The organism is Paraneptunicella aestuarii (assembly GCF_019900845.1).
In the GTDB taxonomy this organism is placed as follows: domain Bacteria; phylum Pseudomonadota; class Gammaproteobacteria; order Enterobacterales; family Alteromonadaceae; genus Paraneptunicella; species Paraneptunicella aestuarii.
Genome location: NZ_CP074570.1, coordinates 1,468,112 through 1,493,671 on the forward strand (window position 1 = coordinate 1,468,112; position 25,560 = coordinate 1,493,671).

Annotated in this window: 13 protein-coding genes, 3 rRNA genes and 1 CRISPR repeat array; of the genes, 10 read left to right on the forward strand and 6 right to left on the reverse strand. The window is 45.5% G+C overall.

Going from position 1 to position 25,560, the window contains the following annotated elements; genetic code table 11:
* Nucleotides 1–45 precede the first annotated feature (45 nt).
* Nucleotides 46–2,394 (reverse strand): alkaline phosphatase D family protein, encoded by a 2,349-nt coding sequence (locus KIH87_RS06230; protein ID WP_232360676.1) that lies wholly within the window; start codon nucleotides 2,392–2,394, stop codon nucleotides 46–48.
* 775 nt (nucleotides 2,395–3,169) lie between these two features.
* Nucleotides 3,170–3,715: an SRPBCC family protein gene (locus tag KIH87_RS06235; RefSeq protein ID WP_232360677.1), complete on the reverse strand. Its 546-nt coding sequence runs from the start codon at nucleotides 3,713–3,715 to the stop codon at nucleotides 3,170–3,172.
* 505 nt (nucleotides 3,716–4,220) lie between these two features.
* Here KIH87_RS06235 and KIH87_RS06240 point away from each other — a divergent pair.
* Nucleotides 4,221–6,611 (forward strand): Lon protease family protein, encoded by a 2,391-nt coding sequence (locus tag KIH87_RS06240; protein WP_232360678.1) that lies wholly within the window; start codon nucleotides 4,221–4,223, stop codon nucleotides 6,609–6,611.
* A gap of 153 nt (nucleotides 6,612–6,764) precedes the next feature.
* Here the strand turns inward: KIH87_RS06240 and KIH87_RS06245 are convergent, their stop codons facing one another.
* From KIH87_RS06245 to KIH87_RS06255, 3 genes are all read right to left on the reverse strand, one after another.
* Nucleotides 6,765–8,009, reverse strand: a complete 1,245-nt coding sequence (locus KIH87_RS06245; protein WP_232360679.1) for a S8 family peptidase — start codon at nucleotides 8,007–8,009, stop codon at nucleotides 6,765–6,767.
* A 34-nt stretch (nucleotides 8,010–8,043) separates the two neighbouring features.
* A complete protein-coding gene (locus KIH87_RS06250; RefSeq protein ID WP_232360680.1) occupies nucleotides 8,044–8,556 on the reverse strand; it encodes a hypothetical protein in 513 nt (170 codons plus the stop codon).
* 906 nt (nucleotides 8,557–9,462) lie between these two features.
* A complete protein-coding gene (locus tag KIH87_RS06255) occupies nucleotides 9,463–10,230 on the reverse strand; it encodes an outer membrane protein assembly factor BamD (RefSeq protein WP_232360681.1) in 768 nt (255 codons plus the stop codon).
* Nucleotides 10,231–10,637: 407 nt separating this feature from the next.
* On the opposite strand from KIH87_RS06255, the gene rluD reads away from it, so the two are divergent.
* The 9 genes from rluD to KIH87_RS06300 all read left to right on the forward strand — a co-directional run bounded on the left by rluD (nucleotide 10,638) and on the right by KIH87_RS06300 (nucleotide 24,048).
* Nucleotides 10,638–11,606: a 23S rRNA pseudouridine(1911/1915/1917) synthase RluD gene (rluD, locus tag KIH87_RS06260; RefSeq protein ID WP_232360682.1), complete on the forward strand. Its 969-nt coding sequence runs from the start codon at nucleotides 10,638–10,640 to the stop codon at nucleotides 11,604–11,606.
* A 49-nt stretch (nucleotides 11,607–11,655) separates the two neighbouring features.
* On the forward strand, nucleotides 11,656–12,444 hold the full coding sequence (gene pgeF / locus KIH87_RS06265) for a peptidoglycan editing factor PgeF (protein ID WP_232360683.1): 789 nt from the start codon (nucleotides 11,656–11,658) through the stop codon (nucleotides 12,442–12,444).
* 266 nt (nucleotides 12,445–12,710) lie between these two features.
* The gene (gene clpB, locus KIH87_RS06270) at nucleotides 12,711–15,281 is read left to right on the forward strand and encodes an ATP-dependent chaperone ClpB (RefSeq protein ID WP_232360684.1); all 2,571 of its coding nucleotides are present in this window, start codon (nucleotides 12,711–12,713) and stop codon (nucleotides 15,279–15,281) included.
* Nucleotides 15,282–15,449: 168 nt separating this feature from the next.
* Nucleotides 15,450–16,271, forward strand: a complete 822-nt coding sequence (pssA, locus tag KIH87_RS06275; protein WP_232360685.1) for a CDP-diacylglycerol--serine O-phosphatidyltransferase — start codon at nucleotides 15,450–15,452, stop codon at nucleotides 16,269–16,271.
* A gap of 449 nt (nucleotides 16,272–16,720) precedes the next feature.
* Nucleotides 16,721–18,254: ribosomal RNA gene (locus tag KIH87_RS06280) — 16S ribosomal RNA — on the forward strand.
* A 278-nt stretch (nucleotides 18,255–18,532) separates the two neighbouring features.
* Nucleotides 18,533–21,407: ribosomal RNA gene (locus tag KIH87_RS06285) — 23S ribosomal RNA — on the forward strand.
* Nucleotides 21,408–21,549: 142 nt separating this feature from the next.
* Nucleotides 21,550–21,665, forward strand: a 5S ribosomal RNA gene (rrf, locus tag KIH87_RS06290).
* The 16S, 23S and 5S rRNA genes sit together here, the layout of an rRNA operon.
* 300 nt (nucleotides 21,666–21,965) lie before the next feature.
* Nucleotides 21,966–22,995, forward strand: a protein-coding gene (locus tag KIH87_RS06295; protein ID WP_232359522.1) for an IS630 family transposase whose coding sequence is annotated in 2 segments (ribosomal slippage) — nucleotides 21,966–22,418 and nucleotides 22,420–22,995 — 1,029 coding nt in all. Because the reading frame shifts where the segments join, the coding sequence is not laid out codon by codon here.
* Nucleotides 22,996–23,018: 23 nt separating this feature from the next.
* Nucleotides 23,019–24,048, forward strand: a protein-coding gene (locus KIH87_RS06300; protein WP_232359522.1) for an IS630 family transposase whose coding sequence is annotated in 2 segments (ribosomal slippage) — nucleotides 23,019–23,471 and nucleotides 23,473–24,048 — 1,029 coding nt in all. Because the reading frame shifts where the segments join, the coding sequence is not laid out codon by codon here.
* 207 nt (nucleotides 24,049–24,255) lie between these two features.
* A CRISPR array of direct repeats spans nucleotides 24,256–25,205; the repeat unit is 32 nt; unit sequence GTCGCACCCTACGCGGGTGCGTGGATTGAAAC.
* Between the two features lie 116 nt (nucleotides 25,206–25,321).
* Here KIH87_RS06300 and KIH87_RS06305 read toward each other — a convergent pair.
* Nucleotides 25,322–25,525 (reverse strand): hypothetical protein, encoded by a 204-nt coding sequence (locus KIH87_RS06305; RefSeq protein ID WP_232360686.1) that lies wholly within the window; start codon nucleotides 25,523–25,525, stop codon nucleotides 25,322–25,324.
* Nucleotides 25,526–25,560: the final 35 nt, after the last annotated feature.

Consider the following 25,560-nt stretch of genomic DNA (forward strand, 5'->3'; position numbering starts at 1 on the left):
AGGAGCTTTGATATTGTATGAATTATGAGACAGCTTGAAAGGCTGTTAATCGAGTTTTTCCAGCTGATTACCCGCTACACGGAATTTGTGTACGTCTACCATCGCCAGGAATTCATCGGCTGCATCGTAGTAGCTGTTGGTGATGGTCGATTCACCATTAATTTCGCTGTTAACGTTATGGAATTCCACTTGTACGTTGTCAGCCGACACGGTGACGATACCAACGCCGTGTTGCCACATTTCCGCAAAGGCTAAGTCGTCAGCGATATCAGAGCGCTTGGTAGCGGTTTCCATCAAAATGTTGAAGAAGAACGGTAACTGGCTTACCGCATCGGGTACATCGCCCAATTGGGATAATACCGAGTTCATACCGCGTTGCAGGAAGCTCCCAAATGTGCCGGATGAAACCGATGACGTCGTAAAGTTAAACGACTTATTACCCGTTGCTGGATGTGCCGCATGTTCCGTGACATAGGTTGAATGGATGTCGCCGCCTAGTGTGATTACACCGTTGCTGGCAAGTACATCTTTGATAAAGCCTGATTTGAATTGCGGTGCGCCATCCCAGTGATCAACGTTAATATAGAAGCGTTGTTGCAATGCTGCTGGCAATAAGCCTGAGCCCAGAGCGGATTCCAGCGCAACCGAGCCAGAATATGGACGGCTTGCTGACAAGTCGAACATCAATGGGGAGAAGGAGACTGAACTACCTAGCATCTTCCATGTGGCATCGGATGTTGCGAAGGTTTGCGCCATCCAGTTGGTTTGTTCGGTTGCCCAGGCATTCTGAGCCGTGCCACCTTGCAGGTTAGCCACATATTCTTTGTATGCAGCGTACAGATCGTAAGTGTCTTTAATAACCAGATAACGGCTGCCCAGATTGTCGAATAATGCGGTTTTCGCCAAGGTGTAGAAAGCGATACCTTGTTCAACGCCGGCTTCTGGTAACGCTGGAAGCTGTTGAAGTGGGTGCTCTGCGGGTAATTGCGCTTTGGCGCCAGACAATACAAGGTTCAGATAACTGGTCGCTAATTTGCCTTGTACATTGGCGACGGCATAGCCTTGTGCTTTTGCCAGTAATTCTTCCTGACTCAGCGGCAGTTTTGCTGCCAGAGCTTGCATATATAAGCCGGTGAATACTTCTAAAAATGCTGCTTTATATGGCGCGAAAGGCGCGTCATCAATATTCACGTACGGAGACAATTGCGCCACGGTTGCATCAACCTGTGCTTGCGGCATGCCGGTAGCCAGCAAGAATCCACTGGTTGTTGCCTGATCCATCGCCACCGTTCCGGGGAACGCATCTTCTGGAATAATATGGTCAGGGCGATAAGTACGATAATCACTCATGACCAGATGCAAGTGCTTACCAAAGCGGAAGTCACGGTAAATACGCGTGTTTGGATACAAGTGTTCTTCGGAAACGGTCAAGCTGTCGCTTGAAGAACCATCTTCGCCACGAATGGCAACATGATCCATTGGGATATATTCAAAGAAAGCCTGCTCGGAATTGCGTTTACGTTCCAGGTTTTGCTCACCCATTGCGCCATCGGTATAGGTGGCGTTGTCTTGCCATGAATCGTCAGAGAATTCATGGTCGTCCCAAATTACGATCATCGGGAAACGCTCGTGAACTTGCTGTAGCAACGCATCAGAGCGGTATTCTTTATAAAGCTGACGATAGTTGCTTAAGCTGGCGGCTGCATAAAATGCCGAGTCGCCTACACCAATGGTTAAAGCGCCTTCCTGATCATCAAACACGATATTACGAACTTCATTACCACTCTGGAATGAGTCGTCACCCGTGGTTTCATAAATGTAGTCACCCAAATGCACAACAAAGTCCAGGTCGTCTTGCTGCAATACTGAAAGATAGGTGTTGTAGTAGCGACCGATATAGTCCTGACAAGAAACAAAGGCAAATTTAACATTGCGTTCATTGTCTTCTGCCGGTGCGGTCTTGGTGCGACCGATACGGCTGCTGATGATTTCATCTGCGCCGTTGATCAGGAAGCGGTAGTAGTAATGTGTATCAGGGCTTAAACCTGCGACACGGATCTTGATGCAGTTATCGGCACTGGCTTGTGCTGTGGCTTCAAATTCAACAACGACTGTGCCGAAGCTGTCGTCGGTGGAAACTTGCAATACAAGAGGAACGTCTGCGGAGTCTTTAATGGCACGAGTCCAAATGATAACAGAGTCGGATTTTGGATCGCCGGAAGCGACCGATTGCGGGAAGTATTGGCCGTTATTATCAATGTTCACCGGAGTGGGTGTGAATACGGTAACTGTGCCAGATTTGCTGTCTCCACAGCCCACCAATGTTGATGTGAATGCGGCGCTGGAGGCTGTGACAGCCAAGGTTTGCAGGAATTTTCTTCTTGTAAATTGCATGATAGTTTCCTTGGTTCTTGTATTTTTTAGTGCCTACTTGTTTTTGGGATCCTATAGGAACAAATTTTTGTAACTGAAATATGACAAAGATGTAAATACTGTCATATAAACACCAAAATGGGTAATAAATAATGTTCGCTGGTCTGATTAGTTTAATAACTCATTGTTATCCATGTATGCAGGGTCGTAGCCCTGCATGAGAAGGGAAATAAAGAGAGGAGATGCTGATAGACATCAGCATGACGGCTTGTTTGGGGGGCGTGACTGTTTTATTTTTTCTTGTGATTGAGGCATAGCGGCCTTGAGCCTGTCTCTTGGTTACATCTTTTTATGTCGGATAGATTCTATTCATCAATGATAATTAGCTTTTGTTATTTCTTTGGGTTTCTTGTATGACACGTCCTTCGGACGCGCCAGTTACTTTTCCCAAATTAATAAATAGTCAGCTGAACAAGAAAAGTAACCAAAAGAAATCAGCCCCAACGGTTAACCTATTCCTGTGCTTCTCGAATATTGAAAGCCGGTCTCACGGTGCATCCATGCACCGAGCAGCCCTAATTCATCATCCCTGATGAATTGCTTTTAATATTCTTCCGTTTTGCTAATTTAGTCAGGGGGTTAACCGAGGGGAACAGGCCATTCTTCAAACGTCATACCACATCAAGGATAATAAGGTGACATATAACCACTTGTATAAAACGCAAACGATTAAAAGAGCATTCATTGGGCTTGTGACTAAGATACTGGCTTTGAACCGCCATCCCTGCTATTTGGTTTATTGTTGCATCACTTGCTTATTCGCATATTCAACCAACGCGCCAAGTTGCATCGCTTGAACTTTATCAACAATAGGTATGAGTTCTTTAAAGCTTTCTGGATTATAGCCATTAGCCTGATAACGCAGAGTGACTTTGGTATCGCCTTGTTCTGTCTGTTCAAAGCGCCAGTCAAGCGCGCCATAAATTCCCATCCCTTGTAGAGGGCCTAGCCCACCTGTCATACGCAATAACTTGTGTTTATCGACAAAGTTGACTCTCATATGTTCAGCAGAGTTACCTGTTTTGGCATCAGTTTTTTCACAAAAGCAGCCGCCAGCGTAGTCATCCAGAGTGAATGTGCCTTTTTCACCCCACCAGCTATGACTTTTTGGCCACCACTGGTCGATATCTGAAATAAACCACTGCCATGCTTTTTCTGGAGAATGTTTGATGATGCTTTCATTTTCGATAGTAAATCCATACTCGGTATTACTGATCACTTTGGCTTGAGCGAAATGAGAGACAAGAAGTGAAAAGCAGGCAAACAATAATTTATTTTTCATGGTGTTATTGGTTTTGGTTAAGCATTTTGGTGAGTATAACCGGATTTGAAAGTGGGTGAAAACTAAGCGCTTGCCAACTTGTGTGAATTTCGCATTTGACTCTCAACGGGATAAAGGTTTCACTGGTGTTTAATCAGGTCAACATGGCTGAATGTTAATGCTGGTGTTTCGAACCTTAACAATTAGCAGCGGTAAAGCATCATTAAGTCATGCATAATGATAAACCTAAATACCTGTTCCAAACTATCAGTCACCTGTAGAGAATTAGGAGCAAACCCTCAGCCCTGCTTTTCACTTGATGAATCGACGAAGCGGCTGTGGAGCCTGGATGGAAGTATCCACGGCGAGTTTGCGATAAATCTCTATGGGTGACTGACAATTAAACACAGCTATTTAGAATAAACATAGAATTGATCGTCGGTATATATGATAAATACCTGACTTATTCGGCACCGTTTTCCGGCATGTGCCAACATTCAATTATCTGAGGAATGGAATAATACAAATGACAAAAGCCCAACCTCTTGAGTACCAACAATTATACGCCAAGCCAAATAATCGCCTGATTGACGCGGCATTGAAAGATGACTCTGTTATGCAGACAACATTTATTGGTCAGGAGCGCGCCAGAGAAGCATTGAGTTTTGGTTTGGGGATTAATGCCTCTGGCTACAATTTATATGTTATGGGTGAGCCTGCCACCGGGCGATACACACTTGTGCATGAGTATGTTGAAAAGCAAGCTGCCGGCAGAGTAGATTCTCCCGATGACTGGTGTTACATCAATAATTTTGACGATGAGCGAGAGCCTTACGCTTTGCGCCTTGCCCCGGGTGAAGGCAAGCGTTTCCAAAAAGAAATGAGCTTGCTGATTGATGAACTGCTGGATACTTTCCCGGCGGTGTTTGATAACCCTGGCTATCAGCGTAAAAAAGCGGCGATTAATCGCGAATATGACCAGTTATATAACGGCGTTATTGATGAATTGGAGCTCTATGCTCAGAAGAAAGAATTAGCGCTGTATGAAGACAATGGTTCTATCAGCTTTTCCCCTATTATTGATGGCAAACCCATTGATGATGAAGAATTTGCCAAGCTATCAGATGAAAAGCGCCAATACTATTACAACTTGATTGACGAGCTGGAGGGGGTTTTAAGTGAGCGCCTGATCGAAATGCCGCAATGGAAGCGAGCGGTATCGGAAAAATTGCGTAACTTGAAGCGCGAAACCGCAGAAGAAGGCATTCGTCCTCTATTAAAAGAACTGGAACACAAGTATTCCTCTGAGTTGGGAATTTTAAAGTTTTTGCGTCAATTGAAGGGGCATCTGGCACAAACTGTGGTTGAAGTGCTGTCTTCCGACACCAAAGATGAAAAACACGATGAGTTTGATAAGCGTAGTATTCTGGAAGAGCAGTACCTGCCTAATATCTTAACAACGCATGACCTGGATAGCGGTGCGCCTGTTGTTTACGAGCCAAACCCGACCTACCAGAATATTTTTGGACGCATTGAATACAGTAATATTCATGGTTCTTTGTATACCAACTATCGCATGATCCGTCCAGGAGCGTTACACCGTGCGAATGGCGGTTACTTGCTGCTGGATGCCGATAAGATGATCCAGCAGCCCTTCGTTTGGGAATCGCTGAAACTGGCGTTGAAATTCGGCACGATCAAGATCGATATTTCCCAGCATGACTATGGCATGGTGAACTCTATCACCTTGAATCCTCAGCCTATTCCTATTGATGTTAAGGTGATATTGATGGGAACCCGTGATTTGTATTACGGCATGCAGGAGTATGATGATGAGTTCGACGAACTGTTCAGAGTGCTGGTGGATTTTGATCATGAAATCAACCTGGATAGAACCACGCTGTTTGACTTTGTTGGACGAGTTCGTAATCACATTAACCGTTTGCAACTAAATGGTATTTCCAAGTCGGCCATGAGTCGGTTGGTGGAGTACAGCTTACGTTTGGCTGAGCATCAGCAGCGTTTGTCGGCTCGTTTTGCTAACGTTATCGAATTGCTGGAAGAAGCGACCTATTTTTGCCGTCAGGATGAATCCACAGAAATGGATGTGACGCATATTGAGAAAGCGCTGGATGCCAAGCAGCGTCGTAGTGGGCGCATCAGCCAATCTTTGCTGGATGATATCAAGGAAGGGCAGATCCTGATTGCCACTGAAGGCACTGCCGTTGGTAAAGTGAACGGCTTAACGGTACTTGAAATTGGGGATAGCGTATTTGGTACGCCAACGAGGATCACTTCTACGGTATACCCGGGTTCGAATGGCGTTGTGGATATTGAACGGGAAGTTGAACTTGGGCGTTCAATTCACTCAAAAGGTGTCATGTTGTTAACGGGATATTTAGGGCATAAGTACGCGCTCGATTTTCCGCTTACTTTATGTGCCAATATCGCGATTGAACAATCCTATGGTCACATTGATGGTGACAGCGCTTCTTTGGCGGAGCTTATAGTGTTGATCTCAGCGTTAACAGGCGTACCGATTAATCAGGAAATTGCGGTTACGGGCTCTATTAACCAGTACGGGCAAGTGCAACCGGTTGGTGGGGTTAATGAGAAGATTGAAGGCTTCTTCCATGTTTGTCAGGAACGTGGTTTAACAGGGACTCAAGGAGTGATTATTCCCAAGCCGAATCAGGTTAATTTGATGCTGAACAATAATGTCATCAATGCCGTGAAGAAAGGCCAGTTCCATATTTATACTGCGGAAACTGTGGATGATGCCTTGTCGTTGTTAACCGGGAAAAAAGCCGGGGAGTTATCCAGCAAAAACCGTTATCCCAAAGGTTCAATGAATCACCTGGCAGTGGAACGACTGAAAAAGCTGTCGGATATCGTTAACGGACATGATGGGGATTAGCTTTTAAAGAAAGTTCTTAAAGCTTGGAACGAAAGAAGGAAAGAAATAAATAAAAAGGGCGAATTTTCATTCGCCCTTTTGCTTGTCTAAATTGTTCTTTCAATGACTCTGGCTTAACTTTAGAAGAGCAGGCTCTAAACAAGTAAAACCAGATTATTTACATGCATTGTCAGCCAGATAATTATAGGCACCTTGTACCTGAACCAAACCATAACCTGTTTGGTAGTCATAACCTGGAGCGCCCAAGTCTTTTGCAGATGCTTTTAATGCTTGCAAAACTTCTTGTGAAGAACAGTTAGGGAAGTGAGACCATACCAATGCAGCTACCGCAGATACGTGCGGCGTCGCCATTGAAGTACCGCTATATAGCGCATATCCGCCAGGTACTGTTGAAGCAACAGAAACACCTGGTCCAGAAAGCTGTACTTGAGCAGTATATTGGCTGAAGTAAGCTTGCTCGTTGTTTACGTCAACCGCAGCGATAGACACTACATCATCGTATGATGCCGGGTAGCTGTGGGTCGCGTCACCATCGTTACCCGCCGCAGCAATCATCAATACGCCTTTGTCAGCCAGTTTGCGAATAGATTTCTCTTCTGCTTTAGTATTGATGATGCCGCCAAGGCTCATACTGACTACTGTCGCACCTGCATCAGCACAATCTTCGATTGCACCAGCAAGATCTGAAGAGTAAACAAAGCTGCCAGAGCTGTTGAATACACGAGTGATGTAAAGGTTTGCAGATTCAGAGATAACACCGACAACACCTTGGTCATTACCGCCAAGAGCTGCGATAGTTCCTGCTACGTGAGTACCGTGACCGTGACCATCAGAATTCCATGCACCAGCACCTTCACTTGTACCATCAACGTTAGTAGAAGGTAGATCAGGATGGCCCAGGTTGTAACCAGTATCAACGATACAGACTTTAGGCATGTTCGCGCCTGGAGCGAAGCCATAAGCTTGTACTGCATCAATACCGTAAGGAACCGCTTCATTACCTACCCAGCGATAAAGGTCGCCGTCAGCTAGAGCTGCGAATTGCTCAGGAGTCAGGTTCTGAACATCCATTGGAATAGATGATCTTTTCTGATCGATTTCAACAAAATCAACAGAAGCAATGCTTTCTAACTCGGTGTAGTTTTGTGCGTTAACGTTAAGGCTTACAGAAACCCAGTCGTCTTTTTGGGCATGGAAAGTCGCGCCATGAGCAACCAAAGCGCTTTTCATCGCTTCCAATTGCCCTGCTTTGGCGTGAGCTATAACACGGACATCCATAGAACTTCCGTCAGCCCCTACTTGACCCAAGCGAGGAGCGGCAGATTGGAATTCAACAGCTACTGTACTGAAAGCTAAACCAGCAGCGGCAATGGCAGTAAATATTTTTTGGAATTTCATTGTATATTTTTCCTTCTCTATATTGCTGACTGGATTAATCACAGGCTTTTTGGGTAACGCGCGCTGCGCCTACGTTGTGATAACCATCATATGGGCCTGACAAGATCAGGATTTCCACGATACCGTTGTAACCTTGGTCTTCACCTGTGCCAATGTCGGCCAAGCAAGCAACGCCTGTACCGTCGCCCGGGGCTGCGTTGTTTTTAGACGAGTAGGAAAAACTCACTTCCTGATACCCTTCACCACAGTTACAAGGGATCCCGGTAGAACCATCCAGTGAACAATAGAAGGTTTCATCAACAGAGCCTTGTAAATCGACACCATTGACAGTTTGCCATTCGATGGCATCAAGGTCGGTCAGTTTTACGTGACCCGTGCTGTTCTCAATGCCGTTGCACGAGTCAGCTTTGAAATTAATCGTTGCGGCTTTTAATCCACCCAGTGAATGCATGTGGCCTTCACTTTTTACGTAACCTGGGCCGGCACAAGCGGACAGCAAGAATGCTGCACTGATACCTGCTGCTAATGTTTTTATATTTCTTAACATTTTCTTTCCTTCTCGTTGTTGATAGCAATTTAATTGCTTGAGGATTGAGTTAACGTTCAAGTCAACTACGAAGACAGGCTCGAATCTGAAACACTGTGTATTCTTTACATCCTGTCTGCGGAAATGGGAGTTGAATTCTCTTAATTATTTCTAGCGGATACTAGCTACTCCCGGAAATCAATGTAGCAAACGGAAAGAAAATTTAAATATTTGAATGTATAATTAATTTACCGTGATAATAATTTTAAATTATAACGAAGATAAAAAATTCACTTAAGCGAATGTTGGGTGTTTTTTTATTTCTCATGTGTAAATTTGCTATATAACTTATTGATAAATATTGATTATTTTATATTTGTTTTCTATTTGTGTAGCTTTTTGGTAATGATTTTATTTCTTTATGTAAATTTTTTATTTCTCAATTGCGCCAATTTAATTTTTAGTTTTAATATTTGTGATTGTTGTTTTTGATGAGTTAAATTTCATCTTTAGAGAAGCATTTACGCGTAATTGTATTGATTTTAATCATTGTGAGTGAAATTAATGGAGATATTTTTATCTTTATGGCGTAAGAGAACGTTTTTTTACAAGCAATGCTTTATAGCTGGCGGCTTGCTAAACAGAAGTGAGAAAGCGTGAGCTATGAAAAGTGAAAAGCTAAATAGCCTCAGCTGCGGTTAAATAGGTGTATATAACGGCAGATCACCTACAGAAATTGATCGCAGACGCGCCGTAAATCAATCCCTTGAGGCTGAGGGGCTGCTTCCCACTTTCTGTAGGTGACTGATTACTTGGAACAGTTATGTAGGATATTGGAGAACGTTCTTGTATAGAGCATTCGAACGATTGGCTCACACCCGTCATGTGTAGATGGATCGGGTGTGGGCTAATAGGTACTAAGAGTGATTAGTTAACGTAGCTGCTCTCAGGGAAGTTTAAGCGTAATGTCTGCAAAGCATTATTCTTTAAATCTTGCAGCCCCATTTGCTCATAACATTCAACCATGATCTCCAAGGCTTCTTGTACATGGCCTGTGTCGGAGAATTGCTCAACGACATATTGGCCGCGATTCGCTGCTGCTACATAAGCATCGCGCTTCATATAGTAACGAGCCACTGCTAACTCATATTTCGCTAAACGATTTTTGATATGCCCCATACGCTTGCGTGAATCTGCTGCGTAACGACTGTTCGGGTACTTTTCAATAAGCCCTTTGAAGTCGTTGAAGGCTTGGCGAGCCTGAGTGGCATCGCGGTCTGAACGGTCAATGCCAACAATATCCTGAAAGAAATTGGAGTCAGAGCCCATATTGACCAACCCGCGCATATAAATGGCGTAATCCACATCGGAATGGTTCGGGTTTAAGCGAATAAAGCGGTCGATAGTCGCCAAACATTCATCGGTTTTGTTGGATTTATAATAGGCGTAGATCAAATCTAACTGGACTTGATGCGACAAAGGCCCAAACGGGTAACGAGAATCCAGAGCACTTAAGGTTGCTGCTGCCTGACTGAAATTACCCACTTCCATGCTGCGTTTGGCATCTTCATATAATGCTTCAGCACCTTTATTGGCTATGACAATGTCTTCGTCATCAGGAGAAGATGAACACGCCGTCAAAATTGGCAGGATGATTAAAATGGGTAAAAGACGTAATAAACTTATTGTATTCATTATGAAATTGTTCTTTCCAAAAAACGGTTTCCGTGTCGCGAACTTTGTCATCATCGAATCAGCTTGATTAGATTGATGAGGTAAATCCACAGGATGACGGATTCTACCCCGCAGTGTGGCGATATGCCAATGCCTGGATAATGATATTTCTTATTTGTGGGCAGTGAGACCTGTTTTCCTCATATAAGTTCATAAAAGTCTTTCTTCTGTTTCCTAAATAAATGTAGGCAACGGCAATAGTAAAAATGTCAGTTTAAGTGCTATTCACAGGAAATCAGATATAATCGCTCGCATTATATGTAGCGTAACGACATTGAGTTGATGGTTGAGCTTATATTGCGGATAAAAAAGCGAATGAAAGCCCCATTTATAGCAACGTCGTATTATCTGGATTGATATTTGAGTTTATGAGTTCATCACGAGAAACGGTTGAGTTGTCGGCACAACTAGAAGATCAACATATTGGACAACGAATGGATCAGGTCTTGGCGGAGTTATTCCCGGACTATTCCCGTTCCCGTATAAAAGACTGGATATTGGCTGGTGGAGTGAAAATCGACGGGCAGGTTGTAGATAAGCCTCGCACCAAGATGCTGGGTAATGAAAGCATTGAAGTGACTGGTTTTATTGAAGTTCACTCTGCACATCAGGCACAGGACATCGAGCTACCTATCATTTATGAAGACGACGATATTCTGATTTTAAATAAGCCTGTTGGCATGGTGGTGCATCCTGGTGCGGGTAATCATGACAACACTTTATTGAATGCCATGTTAAATCATTGCCCTGGTATTGATATTGTGCCAAGAGCTGGCATTGTGCATCGCCTGGACAAAGACACCACGGGGTTGATGGTGGTAGCTAAAACCATTCCAGCTCACACGCATTTAGTTGCAGAATTGCAAGCTCGTGAGATTACCCGTGAATATGAAGCGATTGTAAATGGTGTCATGGTGGCTGGCGGTACTGTTGATGCGGCCATTGGTCGACATCAAACCAAGCGCACCAGTATGGCGGTACGGCACGACGGTAAGCCATCGGTAACCCACTATCGTATTATCGAAAAGTTCGCTGATTTTACTCATTTAAGATTGAAGCTGGAGTCGGGGCGTACCCATCAGATCCGTGTGCATATGTCGCATATTCGTCATCCGTTGGTAGGTGATCCGATGTATGGTGGTCGTATGCGATTGCCTAAAGGCGCGTCTCCTGAATTAGTTGAAACATTGCGAGGCTTTAACCGCCAGGCATTGCATGCCGTGAAACTGGGATTATTTCATCCCACATCTGGCGAATGGATGACTTGGGAAGCGCCGTTGCCAGAGGATTTTGTTAAGCTGCGAAATACACTGCGAAAACAATCGCCTCTTATTTAGTCTGTTTAACCCGAACAGTGGAGCCATGATGTCAGAAGAGAAAATGCCTATGGCAGATTCGTCACTTGAACTGTCTTTTGATCTGGCCTCGGACTTGGCTCCCGAATGGATTCTGCCTGATTGGGATGCGCCTGCAAATATTCAGGCGTTTTGCTCAACTCGTCATAGTGCGGGCGAGAGTCTGCCTCCGTATGACTCTTTCAATATTGCCATGCATGTAGGCGATGAACCTGAGCATGTTGAGTCCAATCGTCAACGTTTACCTATGCCAGACATTCAATGGTTAGAACAGGTTCACAGTACCAGAGCGTTGCAACTTCCCTACACCGGCGATGATTTAAAAGCAGACGCCTGTTTTACCTTCCAACCTGAAATCGCCTGTGCGGTTATGACTGCTGACTGCTTGCCGATTCTTTTGTGCGGCGGTGATTCTCAAGGGCAAGCTAAATGGATCGCTGCTATTCATGCTGGCTGGAGAGGGTTAGCTAACGGCATTATTGAGCAGACTATTAGTGATATTCGGTCTGCATCAGCAGAGCCTATACAGCTAACTAATGTTCAGGCATGGCTTGGGCCAGCGATTAGCGTTAACGCGTTTGAAGTTGGAGAAGATGTTAAAGCCGCCTTTCTTGAATTTGATGATGATTTCTATTGGGCTTCTTCGACTGGTAAGTTCTTCGCTGACTTATATTCTATTGCCAGAAAAAAGCTTAATGCTTTGGGTATTGTGAGTGTGAGTGGCGGCGATTTATGCACTTACTCTGATCCTGAGCGCTTTTATTCCTACCGCCGAGATGGCAAAACCGGGCGTATGGTTTCGCTCATCTGGATTAAATAACCTGAATTCGGGATAAGAAACACCTTCCAGCGCAGCTAAATCCAGTGAAACTTCAAGAGTAACGATATTTCTTATCCCGAGTTCAGGTTAAATAACCTAATCATTAACCGCCATTAAATAAAAAACAGAACAATCTAAAAAGCATGATTAAGCTGCTATCAGGATTGATCTGGCACAATTAATAGAATTTCTTACACTTGAAGTTATTGAATGCACACCCATTAATTGGGTAATGAAGCCGAAACTTTTCTAAATTGGGTGTATTTATGCGGTTAGACAGATTAACAAGCAAATTTCAAATCGCCATTTCTGATGCTCAATCATTAGCATTAGGGCGAGATCATCAATATATCGAGCCTGTCCATATCATGATGTCATTGTTGAATCAGGAAGGGGGCTCAGTCAGACCATTAATGGATGCCGCCGGAGTTAATACTAACAGCTTGCGTTCAGCTCTTTCTCAGGCTATAGAGCGTTTGCCCCGTGTCGATGGCATTGGTGGTGATGTTCAGCTGTCAAAAGATACTGTGGTCTTAATTAATCTGTGCGACAAAATCGCACAAAAGCGTAAAGACGATTACATCACCTCAGAAGTCTTCGTATTGTCTGCAATGGATGACAAAGGGCGTTTGGGAGAAATTCTGACGCAACTAGGCGCAACCAAAGAGAAAATCGAAAATGCCATTGAGAAAATGCGTGGTGGTCAGAAAGTGACTGATCCGAATGCCGAAGATGTGCGTCAGGCATTGGAAAAATATACCACTGACCTGACCGAGCGCGCTGAGCAAGGCAAGCTTGATCCCGTGATTGGACGTGATGATGAAATCCGTCGCACGCTACAGGTGTTACAACGTCGTACTAAAAACAACCCTGTTTTGATTGGTGAACCCGGGGTGGGTAAAACCGCAATCGTGGAAGGGTTGGCGCAGCGGATCGTTAACGGTGAAGTACCAGACAGTTTGAAGAACAAGAAGGTCTTGTCTTTAGACATGGGCGCTTTGGTCGCGGGTGCCAAGTATCGCGGTGAGTTTGAAGAACGTTTAAAAGCGGTACTGAATGAACTGGCGAAAGAAGAAGGTAGCGTCATTCTGTTTATTGACGAATTGCACACTATGGTTGGTGCTGGCAAAGGCGACGGTGCAATGGATGCGGGGAACATGCTTAAACCTGCGTTGGCGCGCGGTGAATTACACTGCGTTGGCGCGACTACGTTGGATGAATATCGTCAATATATCGAGAAAGATGCGGCTTTAGAGCGTCGCTTCCAGAAGGTGTTGGTTGATGAACCAACGGTTGAAGATACCATCGCTATTTTACGTGGGTTAAAAGAGCGTTATGAGCTTCACCATTCGGTTGATATTACTGACCCGGCTATTGTTGCTGCTGCAACCTTGTCACATCGTTATATCAGTGACCGTCAATTACCTGATAAAGCCATCGATTTAATTGATGAAGCCGCAGCAAGCCTGCGTTTGCAAATCGATTCCAAGCCGGAAGAAATGGATCGCATGGAGCGTAAGATCATCCAGTTCAAATTGGAAGAGCAGGCGTTGTCTAAAGAAACCGATGAAGCCAGTTATAAGCGTTTAGCAGCCATTGAGTTAGAACGTGAAAAGCTGGAGCAGAAGTTCAAGGACATGGAAAAGGTGTGGGAAACCGAGAAGATGGCCGTGCAAGGCACGCAACATATCAAGGCTGAACTGGAACAGGCTAAGCTGGATTTGGAGATCGCTCGTCGTGCTCAAGATTTAAACCGTATGTCGGAACTGCAATATGGCCGTATTCCTGAATTGGAACAAAAGTTGGAATATGCCGCAGTAGGTGAGTCTAAAGAAATGACCTTGTTGAAGAACAAAGTCACTGACAATGAAATAGCGGATGTACTGTCTCGCTGGACGGGAATTCCTGTTTCCAAAATGTTAGAAGGTGAAAAGTCGAAGCTGTTGCGTATGGAAGAGGAACTTCACCAACGTGTTATCGGACAAAGTGAAGCTGTTGACGCCGTATCAAATGCGATTCGTCGTTCTCGTGCTGGCTTGTCGGATCCTAACCGTCCAATTGGTTCGTTCTTGTTTCTTGGCCCAACCGGTGTGGGTAAAACAGAACTTTGTAAAGCATTAGCCGCGTTCTTGTTTGATACCTCAGAGTCGATGGTCAGGATCGATATGTCTGAGTTCATGGAAAAACATTCGGTTGCTCGCTTGGTGGGTGCGCCTCCTGGCTATGTTGGTTACGAAGAAGGTGGCTACTTGACCGAAGCAGTGCGCCGAAAGCCTTATTCAGTAATTTTGCTGGATGAAGTTGAGAAAGCTCACCCGGATGTCTTCAATATATTGCTGCAAGTATTGGATGATGGTCGTCTAACCGATGGTCAAGGCCGTACGGTCGACTTCAAAAATACGGTTGTGATTATGACTTCGAACCTGGGTTCTGACTTGATTCAGGAACTGCATACCGAAGCTGATTACGAGCAAATGAAGTCTGCGGTTATGGGGGTTGTTTCCGAGAACTTTAGACCTGAGTTTATCAACCGTATTGATGATACGGTGGTATTCCATCCGTTGGCGAAAACTCAGATCAAGGAAATCGCTCGTATTCAATTGGCACTTTTGACTGACAGATTAAAAGATAAGGGTATTGAGTTGCATTTGTCGGACGCAGCATTGGATAAGTTGGCTGATGCTGGCTATGATCCGGTGTTCGGTGCAAGACCTCTAAAACGTACTGTTCAGCGTCAAATTGAGAATCCATTGGCGCAGAAATTATTGGCCGGAACCTTAGAGAATCAAAATGAAGTGACTATTGATGTTGTTGATGGTGATTTCATCATTAAATAAATAGTAGGAACGGAATGTGATAGCAAACCACCGCATAATGCCTATGTGGTGGTTTGTTTGCATCTGGAGCGGTGACATTTAGGCAAGCTTGATGGCGGAGGAAAAGTAAATTCGCTTCACCTGCAATCCCCTAATATGTTATTTTTCCGCACCCAATTGGAGCATTACATGACAGAATCAAAACGTAAGGGCATTTATTTATTGCCCAATCTACTTACTACCGCTGGTATTTTTTCAGGCTTTTATGCCGTTGTTGCCTCGATGAAAGGGCAATTTGAAGCGGCTGCTATCGCTGTTTTCGTAGCGATGATTTTCGATGGCTTAGATGGCCGCGTTGCAAGAATGACACAAACTCAAAGTGCATTCGGCGCGGAATATGACTCAATGGCCGATATGGTGTCCTTTGGCATGGCTCCGGCTTTGGTGGCTTATAACTGGGCACTGTCGGGCTTAAGCAAATTGGGCTGGTTGGCTGCATTTGTTTATGTCGCCGGCGCAGCTTTGCGATTAGCACGCTTTAATACTCAAATTGAAACCGCGGATAAGCGTTTCTTTCAGGGATTGCCAAGCCCAAGTGCTGCGGCATTGGTTGCTGGACTGATATGGGTTGGTGAGGAATATCAGATCAAAGAAGTGTTTAATATCTATTTTATTGAAGGCTTTGTCGCCCTTATTACCGCGCTGGCGGGTATCTTGATGGTAAGCAACTTTAAATATAATTCATTTAAGGAAGTAAATTGGCAGGGCAAAGTGCCATTTGTTGCTATCCTTATTGTAATGTTGGTTTTCATCGTTGTTGCAACAGAACCTTCATTAGTATTGTTTTTGGTATTTGCCTTATATACCTTCGCGGGTCCAATCAATACATTCCGCAGTGTTGAGACCATTACACTGGAACATGTTGTGGGAGATACAGAAGAAGGTGACGCGGATTTTGAAAATAAAAAAGCAGAACCTTTAGATTCTGAAACGGATACCAATAATAAATAACCAGGATCTTATTTAACGACTTTATGTTCTAAATTTAGTCGTTTTAATAAGATTTAACGATAAATAGCTTGTTTTCTAATCTTTTTATCGAGTGAAAAACTATAAGGCTATGTTTTTTAAGGTTTATTTTGTGTTTTTGTGTTTTTTTAAAAGACATAAAAAATAAATCGAAAAAAGCCTTGCTTAATTAATTCGGCTCTATATAATGCGCCTCACTTTCCGAGAGGGAAGCCAAACAGGGAAAAACAAACAAACGGATTTAAGCTTTTATAAAATTTTTAAAAATAAAAGCTTGACAATGTGAGTCGATTATATAGAATTCACATCCCGCTTTTGAAGTGCGCCTCTAGGGTTCCTTCGAATGCAACTGTTCTTTAACAATTCAATAAGACAATCTGTGTGGGCACTCGTTAGAAGAGTGCTAACCAAAAATTTATTATTTCGATATTTAATTGAAGAGTTTGATCATGGCTCAGATTGAACGCTGGCGGCAGGCCTAACACATGCAAGTCGAACGGTAGCAGGAAGAGCTTGCTCTTTGCTGACGAGTGGCGGACGGGTGAGTAATGCTTAGGAATTTGCCTTTTGGAGGGGGACAACAGTTGGAAACGACTGCTAATACCGCATAATACCTGAGGGTCAAAGGGGGCTTTTAGCTCTCGCCAAAAGAGAAGCCTAAGTGAGATTAGCTAGTTGGTAGGGTAAAGGCCTACCAAGGCGACGATCTCTAGCTGTTCTGAGAGGAAGATCAGCCACACTGGGACTGAGACACGGCCCAGACTCCTACGGGAGGCAGCAGTGGGGAATATTGCACAATGGGGGAAACCCTGATGCAGCCATGCCGCGTGTGTGAAGAAGGCCTTCGGGTTGTAAAGCACTTTCAGTGGTGAGGAAAGGTTGGTAGTTAATACCTGCCAGCTGTGACGTTAACCACAGAAGAAGCACCGGCTAACTCCGTGCCAGCAGCCGCGGTAATACGGAGGGTGCGAGCGTTAATCGGAATTACTGGGCGTAAAGCGCACGCAGGCGGTTTGTTAAGCTAGATGTGAAAGCCCCGGGCTCAACCTGGGAGAGTCATTTAGAACTGGCAAACTAGAGTCGTTTAGAGGGGGGTGGAATTCCAGGTGTAGCGGTGAAATGCGTAGAGATCTGGAGGAACATCAGTGGCGAAGGCGGCCCCCTGGAGATAGACTGACGCTCATGTGCGAAAGCGTGGGTAGCGAACAGGATTAGATACCCTGGTAGTCCACGCCGTAAACGCTGTCTACTAGCTGTGTGTTGTTTTATAACGATGCGTGGCGAAGCTAACGCGCTAAGTAGACCGCCTGGGGAGTACGGCCGCAAGGTTAAAACTCAAATGAATTGACGGGGCCCGCACAAGCGGTGGAGCATGTGGTTTAATTCGATGCAACGCGAAGAACCTTACCATCCCTTGACATCCAGAGAATTTGGCAGAGATGCCTCAGTGCCTTCGGGAGCTCTGAGACAGGTGCTGCATGGCTGTCGTCAGCTCGTGTCGTGAGATGTTGGGTTAAGTCCCGCAACGAGCGCAACCCTTGTCCTTAGTTGCCAGCATTAAGTTGGGCACTCTAAGGAGACTGCCGGTGACAAACCGGAGGAAGGTGGGGACGACGTCAAGTCATCATGGCCCTTACGGGATGGGCTACACACGTGCTACAATGGTAGGTACAGAGGGAAGCCAAGCAGTGATGTGGAGCGGAACCCTTAAAGCCTATCGTAGTCCGGATTGGAGTCTGCAACTCGACTCCATGAAGTCGGAATCGCTAGTAATCGCAGGTCAGAATACTGCGGTGAATACGTTCCCGGGCCTTGTACACACCGCCCGTCACACCATGGGAGTGGGATGCAAAAGAAGTAGTTAGTCTAACCTTCGGGAGGGCGATTACCACTTTGTGTTTCATGACTGGGGTGAAGTCGTAACAAGGTAACCCTAGGGGAACCTGGGGTTGGATCACCTCCTTACGAAAAGTTAGTCTTTTTTGACTGAGTGTCCATACAGATTGTTTTATTGTGATTGTGAGACAAGGGTTAAGAGTCTTAACCTGATGAGTGCTTGTGCGCAAGTGCTGATTGGTTAAGGTTTTGCCTTAAATGTTCTTTAACAATGTGGAAAAGCTGAAAAATCATCAAGTAAGTATTAAAGAATTAGGGTTCTAGCAAATTAGATATCCTATCTGACAAGAAAGCGGCGAAGTCACAGCTTTATGACTCTGAATTACTTAGGTAATTTGGGGTTGTATGGTTAAGTGACAAAGCGTATACGGTGGATGCCTTGGCAGTTAGAGGCGATGAAGGACGTGTTAGTCTGCGATAAGCGTTGGTAAGTTGACAAAAAACGTTATAGCCAACGATCTCCGAATGGGGCAACCCAATCCTTAGGGATTATCTGCACCTGAATACATAGGGTGTAGAAGCAAACGAGGGGAACTGAAACATCTAAGTACCCTTAGGAAAAGAAATCAACCGAGATCCCCTTAGTAGCGGCGAGCGAACGGGGGTTAGCCGATGATTATGATGTTAGTGGAAGGAGTTGGAAAGCTCAGCGATACAGGGTGATAGCCCCGTACACGAAGACATCATATTCACATATTAAGTAGGTCGGGACACGTGTTATCTTGACTGAAGATGGGGGGACCATCCTCCAAGGCTAAATACTCCTAACTGACCGATAGTGAACAAGTACCGTGAGGGAAAGGCGAAAAGAACCCCGGCGAGGGGAGTGAAATAGAACCTGAAACCGTATACGTACAAGCAGTGGGAGCAGACTTGTTCTGTGACTGCGTACCTTTTGTATAATGGGTCAGCGACTTATATTCTGTAGCAAGGTTAACCGATAGGGGAGCCGTAGCGAAAGCGAGTCTTAACTGGGCGCTTAGTTGCAGGGTATAGACCCGAAACCCGGTGATCTAGCCATGGGCAGGTTGAAGGTTGAGTAACATCAACTGGAGGACCGAACCCACTAATGTTGAAAAATTAGGGGATGACTTGTGGCTGGGGGTGAAAGGCCAATCAAACCGGGAGATAGCTGGTTCTCCCCGAAAGCTATTTAGGTAGCGCCTCGGACGAATACCACAGGGGGTAGAGCACTGTTTGGGCTAGGGGGTCATCCCGACTTACCAACCCCATGCAAACTCCGAATACCTGTGAGTACTATCCGGGAGACACACGGCGGGTGCTAACGTCCGTCGTGAAGAGGGAAACAACCCAGACCGCCAGCTAAGGTCCCAAAGTTATAGCTAAGTGGGAAACGATGTGGGAAGGCTAAGACAGCTAGGAGGTTGGCTTAGAAGCAGCCACCCTTTAAAGAAAGCGTAATAGCTCACTAGTCGAGTCGGCCTGCGCGGAAGATGTAACGGGGCTAAGCTATACACCGAAGCTGCGGCAGCATACTTGTATGCTGGGTAGGGGAGCGTTGTGTAAGCCGTTGAAGGTGAACTGAAAGGTTTGCTGGAGGTATCACAAGTGCGAATGCTGACATGAGTAACGACAATGGGGGTGAAAAACCCCCACGCCGGAAGACCAAGGTTTCCTGTCCCATGCTAATCAGGGCAGGGTGAGTCGGCCCCTAAGGCGAGGCAGAAATGCGTAGTCGATGGGAAACGGGTTAATATTCCCGTACTTGTATGTACAGTGAAGGGGGGACGGAGAAGGCTATGCAGGCATGGCGTTGGTTGTCCATGTGAAAGTGTGTAGGAAGAGAGTTTAGGCAAATCCGGACTCTTAATTCTGAGGCACGAGACGAGCTGCTACGGCAGTGAAGTTGCAGATGCCCTGCTTCCAGGAAAAGCCTCTAAACTTATGTGCATACAAACCGTACCCCAAACCGACACAGGTGGTCAGGTAGAGAATACTAAGGCGCTTGAGAGAACTCGGGTGAAGGAACTCGGCAAAATAGTACCGTAACTTCGGGAGAAGGTACGCCTTTGATTGTGATGAGACTTGCTCTCTAAGCGATTGGAGGTCGCAGTGACCAGGTGGCTGGGACTGTTTATTAAAAACACAGCACTGTGCTAACTCGAAAGAGGACGTATACGGTGTGACACCTGCCCGGTGCCGGAAGGTTAATTGATGGGGTTAGCGTAAGCGAAGCTCTTGATCGAAGCCCCGGTAAACGGCGGCCGTAACTATAACGGTCCTAAGGTAGCGAAATTCCTTGTCGGGTAAGTTCCGACCTGCACGAATGGTGTAACCATGGCCACGCTGTCTCCACCCGAGACTCAGTGAAATTGAAATCGCAGTGAAGATGCTGTGTACCCGCACCTAGACGGAAAGACCCCGTGAACCTTTACTACAGCTTGGCACTGGACATTGACCCTACATGTGTAGGATAGGTGGGAGGCTTTGAAGCACGTACGCCAGTATGTGTGGAGCCATCCTTGAAATACCACCCTTGTATGTTTGATGTCCTAACTTTGCCCCATTATCTGGGGTGAGGACAGTGCCTGGTGGGTAGTTTGACTGGGGCGGTCTCCTCCCAAAGCGTAACGGAGGAGCACGAAGGTTGGCTAATCACGGTTGGACATCGTGAGGTTAGTGCAATGGCATAAGCCAGCTTAACTGCGAGACAGACACGTCGAGCAGGTACGAAAGTAGGTCATAGTGATCCGGTGGCTCTGTATGGAAGGGCCATCGCTCAACGGATAAAAGGTACTCCGGGGATAACAGGCTGATACCGCCCAAGAGTTCATATCGACGGCGGTGTTTGGCACCTCGATGTCGGCTCATCACATCCTGGGGCTGAAGTCGGTCCCAAGGGTATGGCTGTTCGCCATTTAAAGTGGTACGCGAGCTGGGTTTAGAACGTCGTGAGACAGTTCGGTCCCTATCTGGTGTGGGCGTTGGATGATTGAGGGGGGCTGCTCCTAGTACGAGAGGACCGGAGTGGACGAACCGCTGGTGTTCGGGTTGTCATGCCAATGGCATTGCCCGGTAGCTATGTTCGGAATCGATAACCGCTGAAAGCATCTAAGCGGGAAGCGAGCCTCGAGATGAATCATCCCTGACGGTTTAACCGTCCTGAAGGGTTGTTGTAGACGACGACGTTGATAGGCAGGGTGTGGAAGCGTTGTAAGGCGTTAAGCTAACCTGTACTAATTGCCCGAGAGGCTTAACCATACAACCCCAAGTTGACTTAAGTAACGAATGTGAACGAGTAGCGCTTGGCGTTGAATGATGACTTCGCAAGTCTGATAGGATACTGATACTAGCGTCCTGATTCGAATTTGATGACAGCTTTTTTACATTGTGACAGTTTATGCCTGGCGGCAATAGCGGTACGGTACCACCTGAATCCATCTCGAACTCAGAAGTGAAACGTACTAGCGGCGATGGTAGTGTGGGGTTTCCCCATGTGAGAGTAGCACACTGCCAGGCTCTTAATTAAAAGACAAAGCCCACTCAACGAGTGGGCTTTGTTGTATCTGGAACCACCTCATTTTTATCTCTTCTTCATTCCAACCCTTTGTTTGCATGCACACGGTTTGTCATGTCCAAACGCGTAGCGTTATCCGGTATCCAGAATACACAATGGTTGAATTTCACTGGATGGCGTATCAAGTACGCCATGACATTGGTGTTATACCAATCCCATTAAAAATATGATCTAATTAAGTCATACCAATCCCATTAAAAGTATGATCTAATTAAGTCAGTGAAGACAAAACAGATAATTAGATGCTAAAAAAGATAGATTTCACAGCGCTTTCCAAAAAGGAAACTAACGCAGCTAAAAGGATCAGGTTACTTGCATTGGCTCATTACAGTGAAGGAATGAACAAAGCACAAATAGCTAGAACACTTAAGGTCAGCAGGGCAAGTGTAAATAAATGGGTAGCGGCTTTTCTGGATAAAGGAATTGATGGCCTGGATGCCAAATCTCCTCCCGGTCGTCCTGCATCGCTGTCATCAGAACAGATAAAAAAGCTATCTCGCTATATTGAATATCATAGTCGTTCTGATGTCGGGGGAAGACTGACGGGAGCCGATATCCAAGCCTGGATATCGAGCCATCTGAATGTGGATTATAAAATGTCCAACATTTACCGTCTCTTGCATCAATGGGGTTTTTCATGGATTTCCAGCCGTTCAAAACACCCTAAGCAATCGCAAAACGCTCAGGAAGAGTTTAAAAAAACTGGAGATTAATGTGATCAAACTTTGTCCAGGACATCTGTCTCTGAACAATGTTGATATCTGGTTTCAGGATGAAGCTCGCTTTGGTCAGCAAAATACCACCTCTCGTTTATGGGCGAGAACTGGCAGTCGCCCACGCGCAGTCAAACAGCAACAATTTGAATATGCCTATCTTTTCGGTGCTGTCTGTCCCGCAACCGGCGAAACAGAGGCGCTCATAACGCCTTGGGTCAACAAGGATGCAATGACATTGCACTTGAAACAGATTTCTGAACGTACGAAACCGGGGCGAATGGCTGTCGTCATCATGGATGGCGCAGGATGGCATACAGAGGACACGATCCAACAGTTTGATAATATTCGTATGCTAAAGCTTCCTCCCTACTCGCCGGAACTGAATCCGGTTGAACAGGTATGGAGTTGGCTTCGTCAGAACGCACTATCCAATCGCATATTTGAAGGGTATGAAGATATCGTGGATGCATGTAGTGACGCCTGGAATACATTTGTCAAAGATACCCATCGCGTTATCTCTTTATGCACCAGAAAATGGGCACAGTTAAATGGCTAGGTTTTTAATGGGATTGGTATTAGATGCTAAAAAAGATAGATTTCACAGCGCTTTCCAAAAAGGAAACTAACGCAGCTAAAAGGATCAGGTTACTTGCATTGGCTCATTACAGTGAAGGAATGAACAAAGCACAAATAGCTAGAACACTTAAGGTCAGCAGGGCAAGTGTAAATAAATGGGTAGCGGCTTTTCTGGATAAAGGAATTGATGGCCTGGATGCCAAATCTCCTCCCGGTCGTCCTGCATCGCTGTCATCAGAACAGATAAAAAAGCTATCTCGCTATATTGAATATCATAGTCGTTCTGATGTCGGGGGAAGACTGACGGGAGCCGATATCCAAGCCTGGATATCGAGCCATCTGAATGTGGATTATAAAATGTCCAACATTTACCGTCTCTTGCATCAATGGGGTTTTTCATGGATTTCCAGCCGTTCAAAACATCCAAAGCAATCGCAAAATGCTCAGGAAGAGTTTAAAAAAACTGGAGATTAATGTGATCAAACTTTGTCCAGGACATCTGTCTCTGAACAATGTTGATATCTGGTTTCAGGATGAAGCTCGCTTTGGTCAGCAAAATACCACCTCTCGTTTATGGGCGAGAACTGGCAGTCGCCCACGCGCAGTCAAACAGCAACAATTTGAATATGCCTATCTTTTCGGTGCTGTCTGTCCCGCAACCGGTGAAACAGAAGCGCTCATAACGCCGTGGGTCAACAAGGATGCAATGACATTGCACTTGAAACAGATTTCTGAACGTACTAAACCGGGGCGAATGGCTGTCGTCATCATGGATGGCGCAGGATGGCATACAGAGGACACGATCCAACAGTTTGATAATATTCGTATGCTAAAGCTTCCTCCCTACTCGCCGGAACTGAATCCGGTTGAACAGGTATGGAGTTGGCTTCGTCAGAACGCACTATCCAATCGCATATTTGAAGGGTATGAAGATATCGTGGATGCATGTAGTGACGCCTGGAATACATTTGTCAAAGATACCCATCGTGTTATCTCTTTATGCACCAGAAAATGGGCACAGTTAAATGGCTAGGTTTTTAATGGGATTGGTATTAGTCAATTACCGCTAACCTGCGGTGCTCATTAAAAACCCGGTAGATTAGCGGAAGGCTGCAAGCCTTTAACCACAAGACATTGAAGAAATCTCAGGACTGTTTTATTGTTTGCGTGTGGTGTTTTTGCAGAGGTTAGCGGAAATGCCACATTCAGCCCTTCTGTAATCAGTATCACAGAGGACGCTGTCGCACCCTACGCGGGTGCGTGGATTGAAACCAAATCCACGAAGAACTCCATCCATCGTTGTCTGTCGCACCCTACGCGGGTGCGTGGATTGAAACCTGCGCGGGATGCCAATATAAAAAGGTGATTAAAGTCGCACCCTACGCGGGTGCGTGGATTGAAACAAATAATCCATCAATGAACCGCTACAACGTGGCTGTCGCACCCTACGCGGGTGCGTGGATTGAAACATTGGTTTTACCATCTTTTAACCCTTTGCCAAAAGTCGCACCCTACGCGGGTGCGTGGATTGAAACTGAAAGTGTTGATTTTAAAGGGATTTTTAAGGCTGTCGCACCCTACGCGGGTGCGTGGATTGAAACTGCGCTAATTTGGTATAGCGCGAACGCCCCCAAGTCGCACCCTACGCGGGTGCGTGGATTGAAACAACTTGTGGTTAAAAATCCTATTTAGCTAATTACGTCGCACCCTACGCGGGTGCGTGGATTGAAACCATTATTGACATTGCATAAAGCAATGGCGCGTAGTCGCACCCTACGCGGGTGCGTGGATTGAAACTAACACTGAGCCTCCTATACATGCATTCCAATGTGTCGCACCCTACGCGGGTGCGTGGATTGAAACAAGGCTTTGACAAGCTGACAGTGCTAAAGCCAGGGTCGCACCCTACGCGGGTGCGTGGATTGAAACTGGTATGTGCTCGCTGATGGGATATGGAATAAAGTCGCACCCTACGCGGGTGCGTGGATTGAAACAAGATGCTTGCAACAGAGGCTCTATTGGATTTATGTCGCACCCTACGCGGGTGCGTGGATTGAAACTCGTTCAATTTATTGAGAGTGGTAGGTTAGTAAGTCGCACCCTACGCGGGTGCGTGGATTGAAACATTTTGAGCAATAGCGGTTACAACGTTGATAAAGTCGCACCCTACGCGGGTGCGTGGATTGAAACTGGTCGTTGGAATATTACTGTAAAATTGGAAGAGTGGAATCTTCCACGAGGCTTGGATTTATATGACATGAATACCGGCAAAGGCTGTTGCCTTACCGGTATTATGGCAATGATGATTAGCTAATGCTGAAAAGATTTGTCCAGGTTGAGTTCATCACCGGCGGATCGACTGGAGGTTTGGTTCGAGTTCCGCGCGCAATGAGCATCTTAGATGTTTTTGCTTGCGAGTCTTTGGATAATTCAAGGGTATCAGAAGATTGGGTGTTTACTGAAGATAAGAGAACAGTTGAAGCGACAACTGCAATTTTTACTATTTCCATAATTATTACCTATTAATCAACTATTAAGTTTAAGG

Excerpts from the sequence above, each read along its gene's own strand:
- KIH87_RS06305 (WP_232360686.1), bottom strand. The coding sequence starts at position 25,525 with ATGGAAATAGTAAAAATTGCAGTTGTCGCTTCAACTGTTCTCTTATCT.
- KIH87_RS06235 (WP_232360677.1), bottom strand. The coding sequence starts at position 3,715 with ATGAAAAATAAATTATTGTTTGCCTGCTTTTCACTTCTTGTCTCTCAT.
- KIH87_RS06250 (WP_232360680.1), bottom strand. The coding sequence starts at position 8,556 with ATGTTAAGAAATATAAAAACATTAGCAGCAGGTATCAGTGCAGCATTC.
- KIH87_RS06255 (WP_232360681.1), bottom strand. The coding sequence starts at position 10,230 with ATGAATACAATAAGTTTATTACGTCTTTTACCCATTTTAATCATCCTG.
- KIH87_RS06245 (WP_232360679.1), bottom strand. The coding sequence starts at position 8,009 with ATGAAATTCCAAAAAATATTTACTGCCATTGCCGCTGCTGGTTTAGCT.
- pgeF (WP_232360683.1), top strand. The coding sequence starts at position 11,656 with ATGGCAGATTCGTCACTTGAACTGTCTTTTGATCTGGCCTCGGACTTG.
- KIH87_RS06240 (WP_232360678.1), top strand. The coding sequence starts at position 4,221 with ATGACAAAAGCCCAACCTCTTGAGTACCAACAATTATACGCCAAGCCA.
- rluD (WP_232360682.1), top strand. The coding sequence starts at position 10,638 with ATGAGTTCATCACGAGAAACGGTTGAGTTGTCGGCACAACTAGAAGAT.
- pssA (WP_232360685.1), top strand. The coding sequence starts at position 15,450 with ATGACAGAATCAAAACGTAAGGGCATTTATTTATTGCCCAATCTACTT.
- KIH87_RS06230 (WP_232360676.1), bottom strand. The coding sequence starts at position 2,394 with ATGCAATTTACAAGAAGAAAATTCCTGCAAACCTTGGCTGTCACAGCC.
- clpB (WP_232360684.1), top strand. The coding sequence starts at position 12,711 with ATGCGGTTAGACAGATTAACAAGCAAATTTCAAATCGCCATTTCTGAT.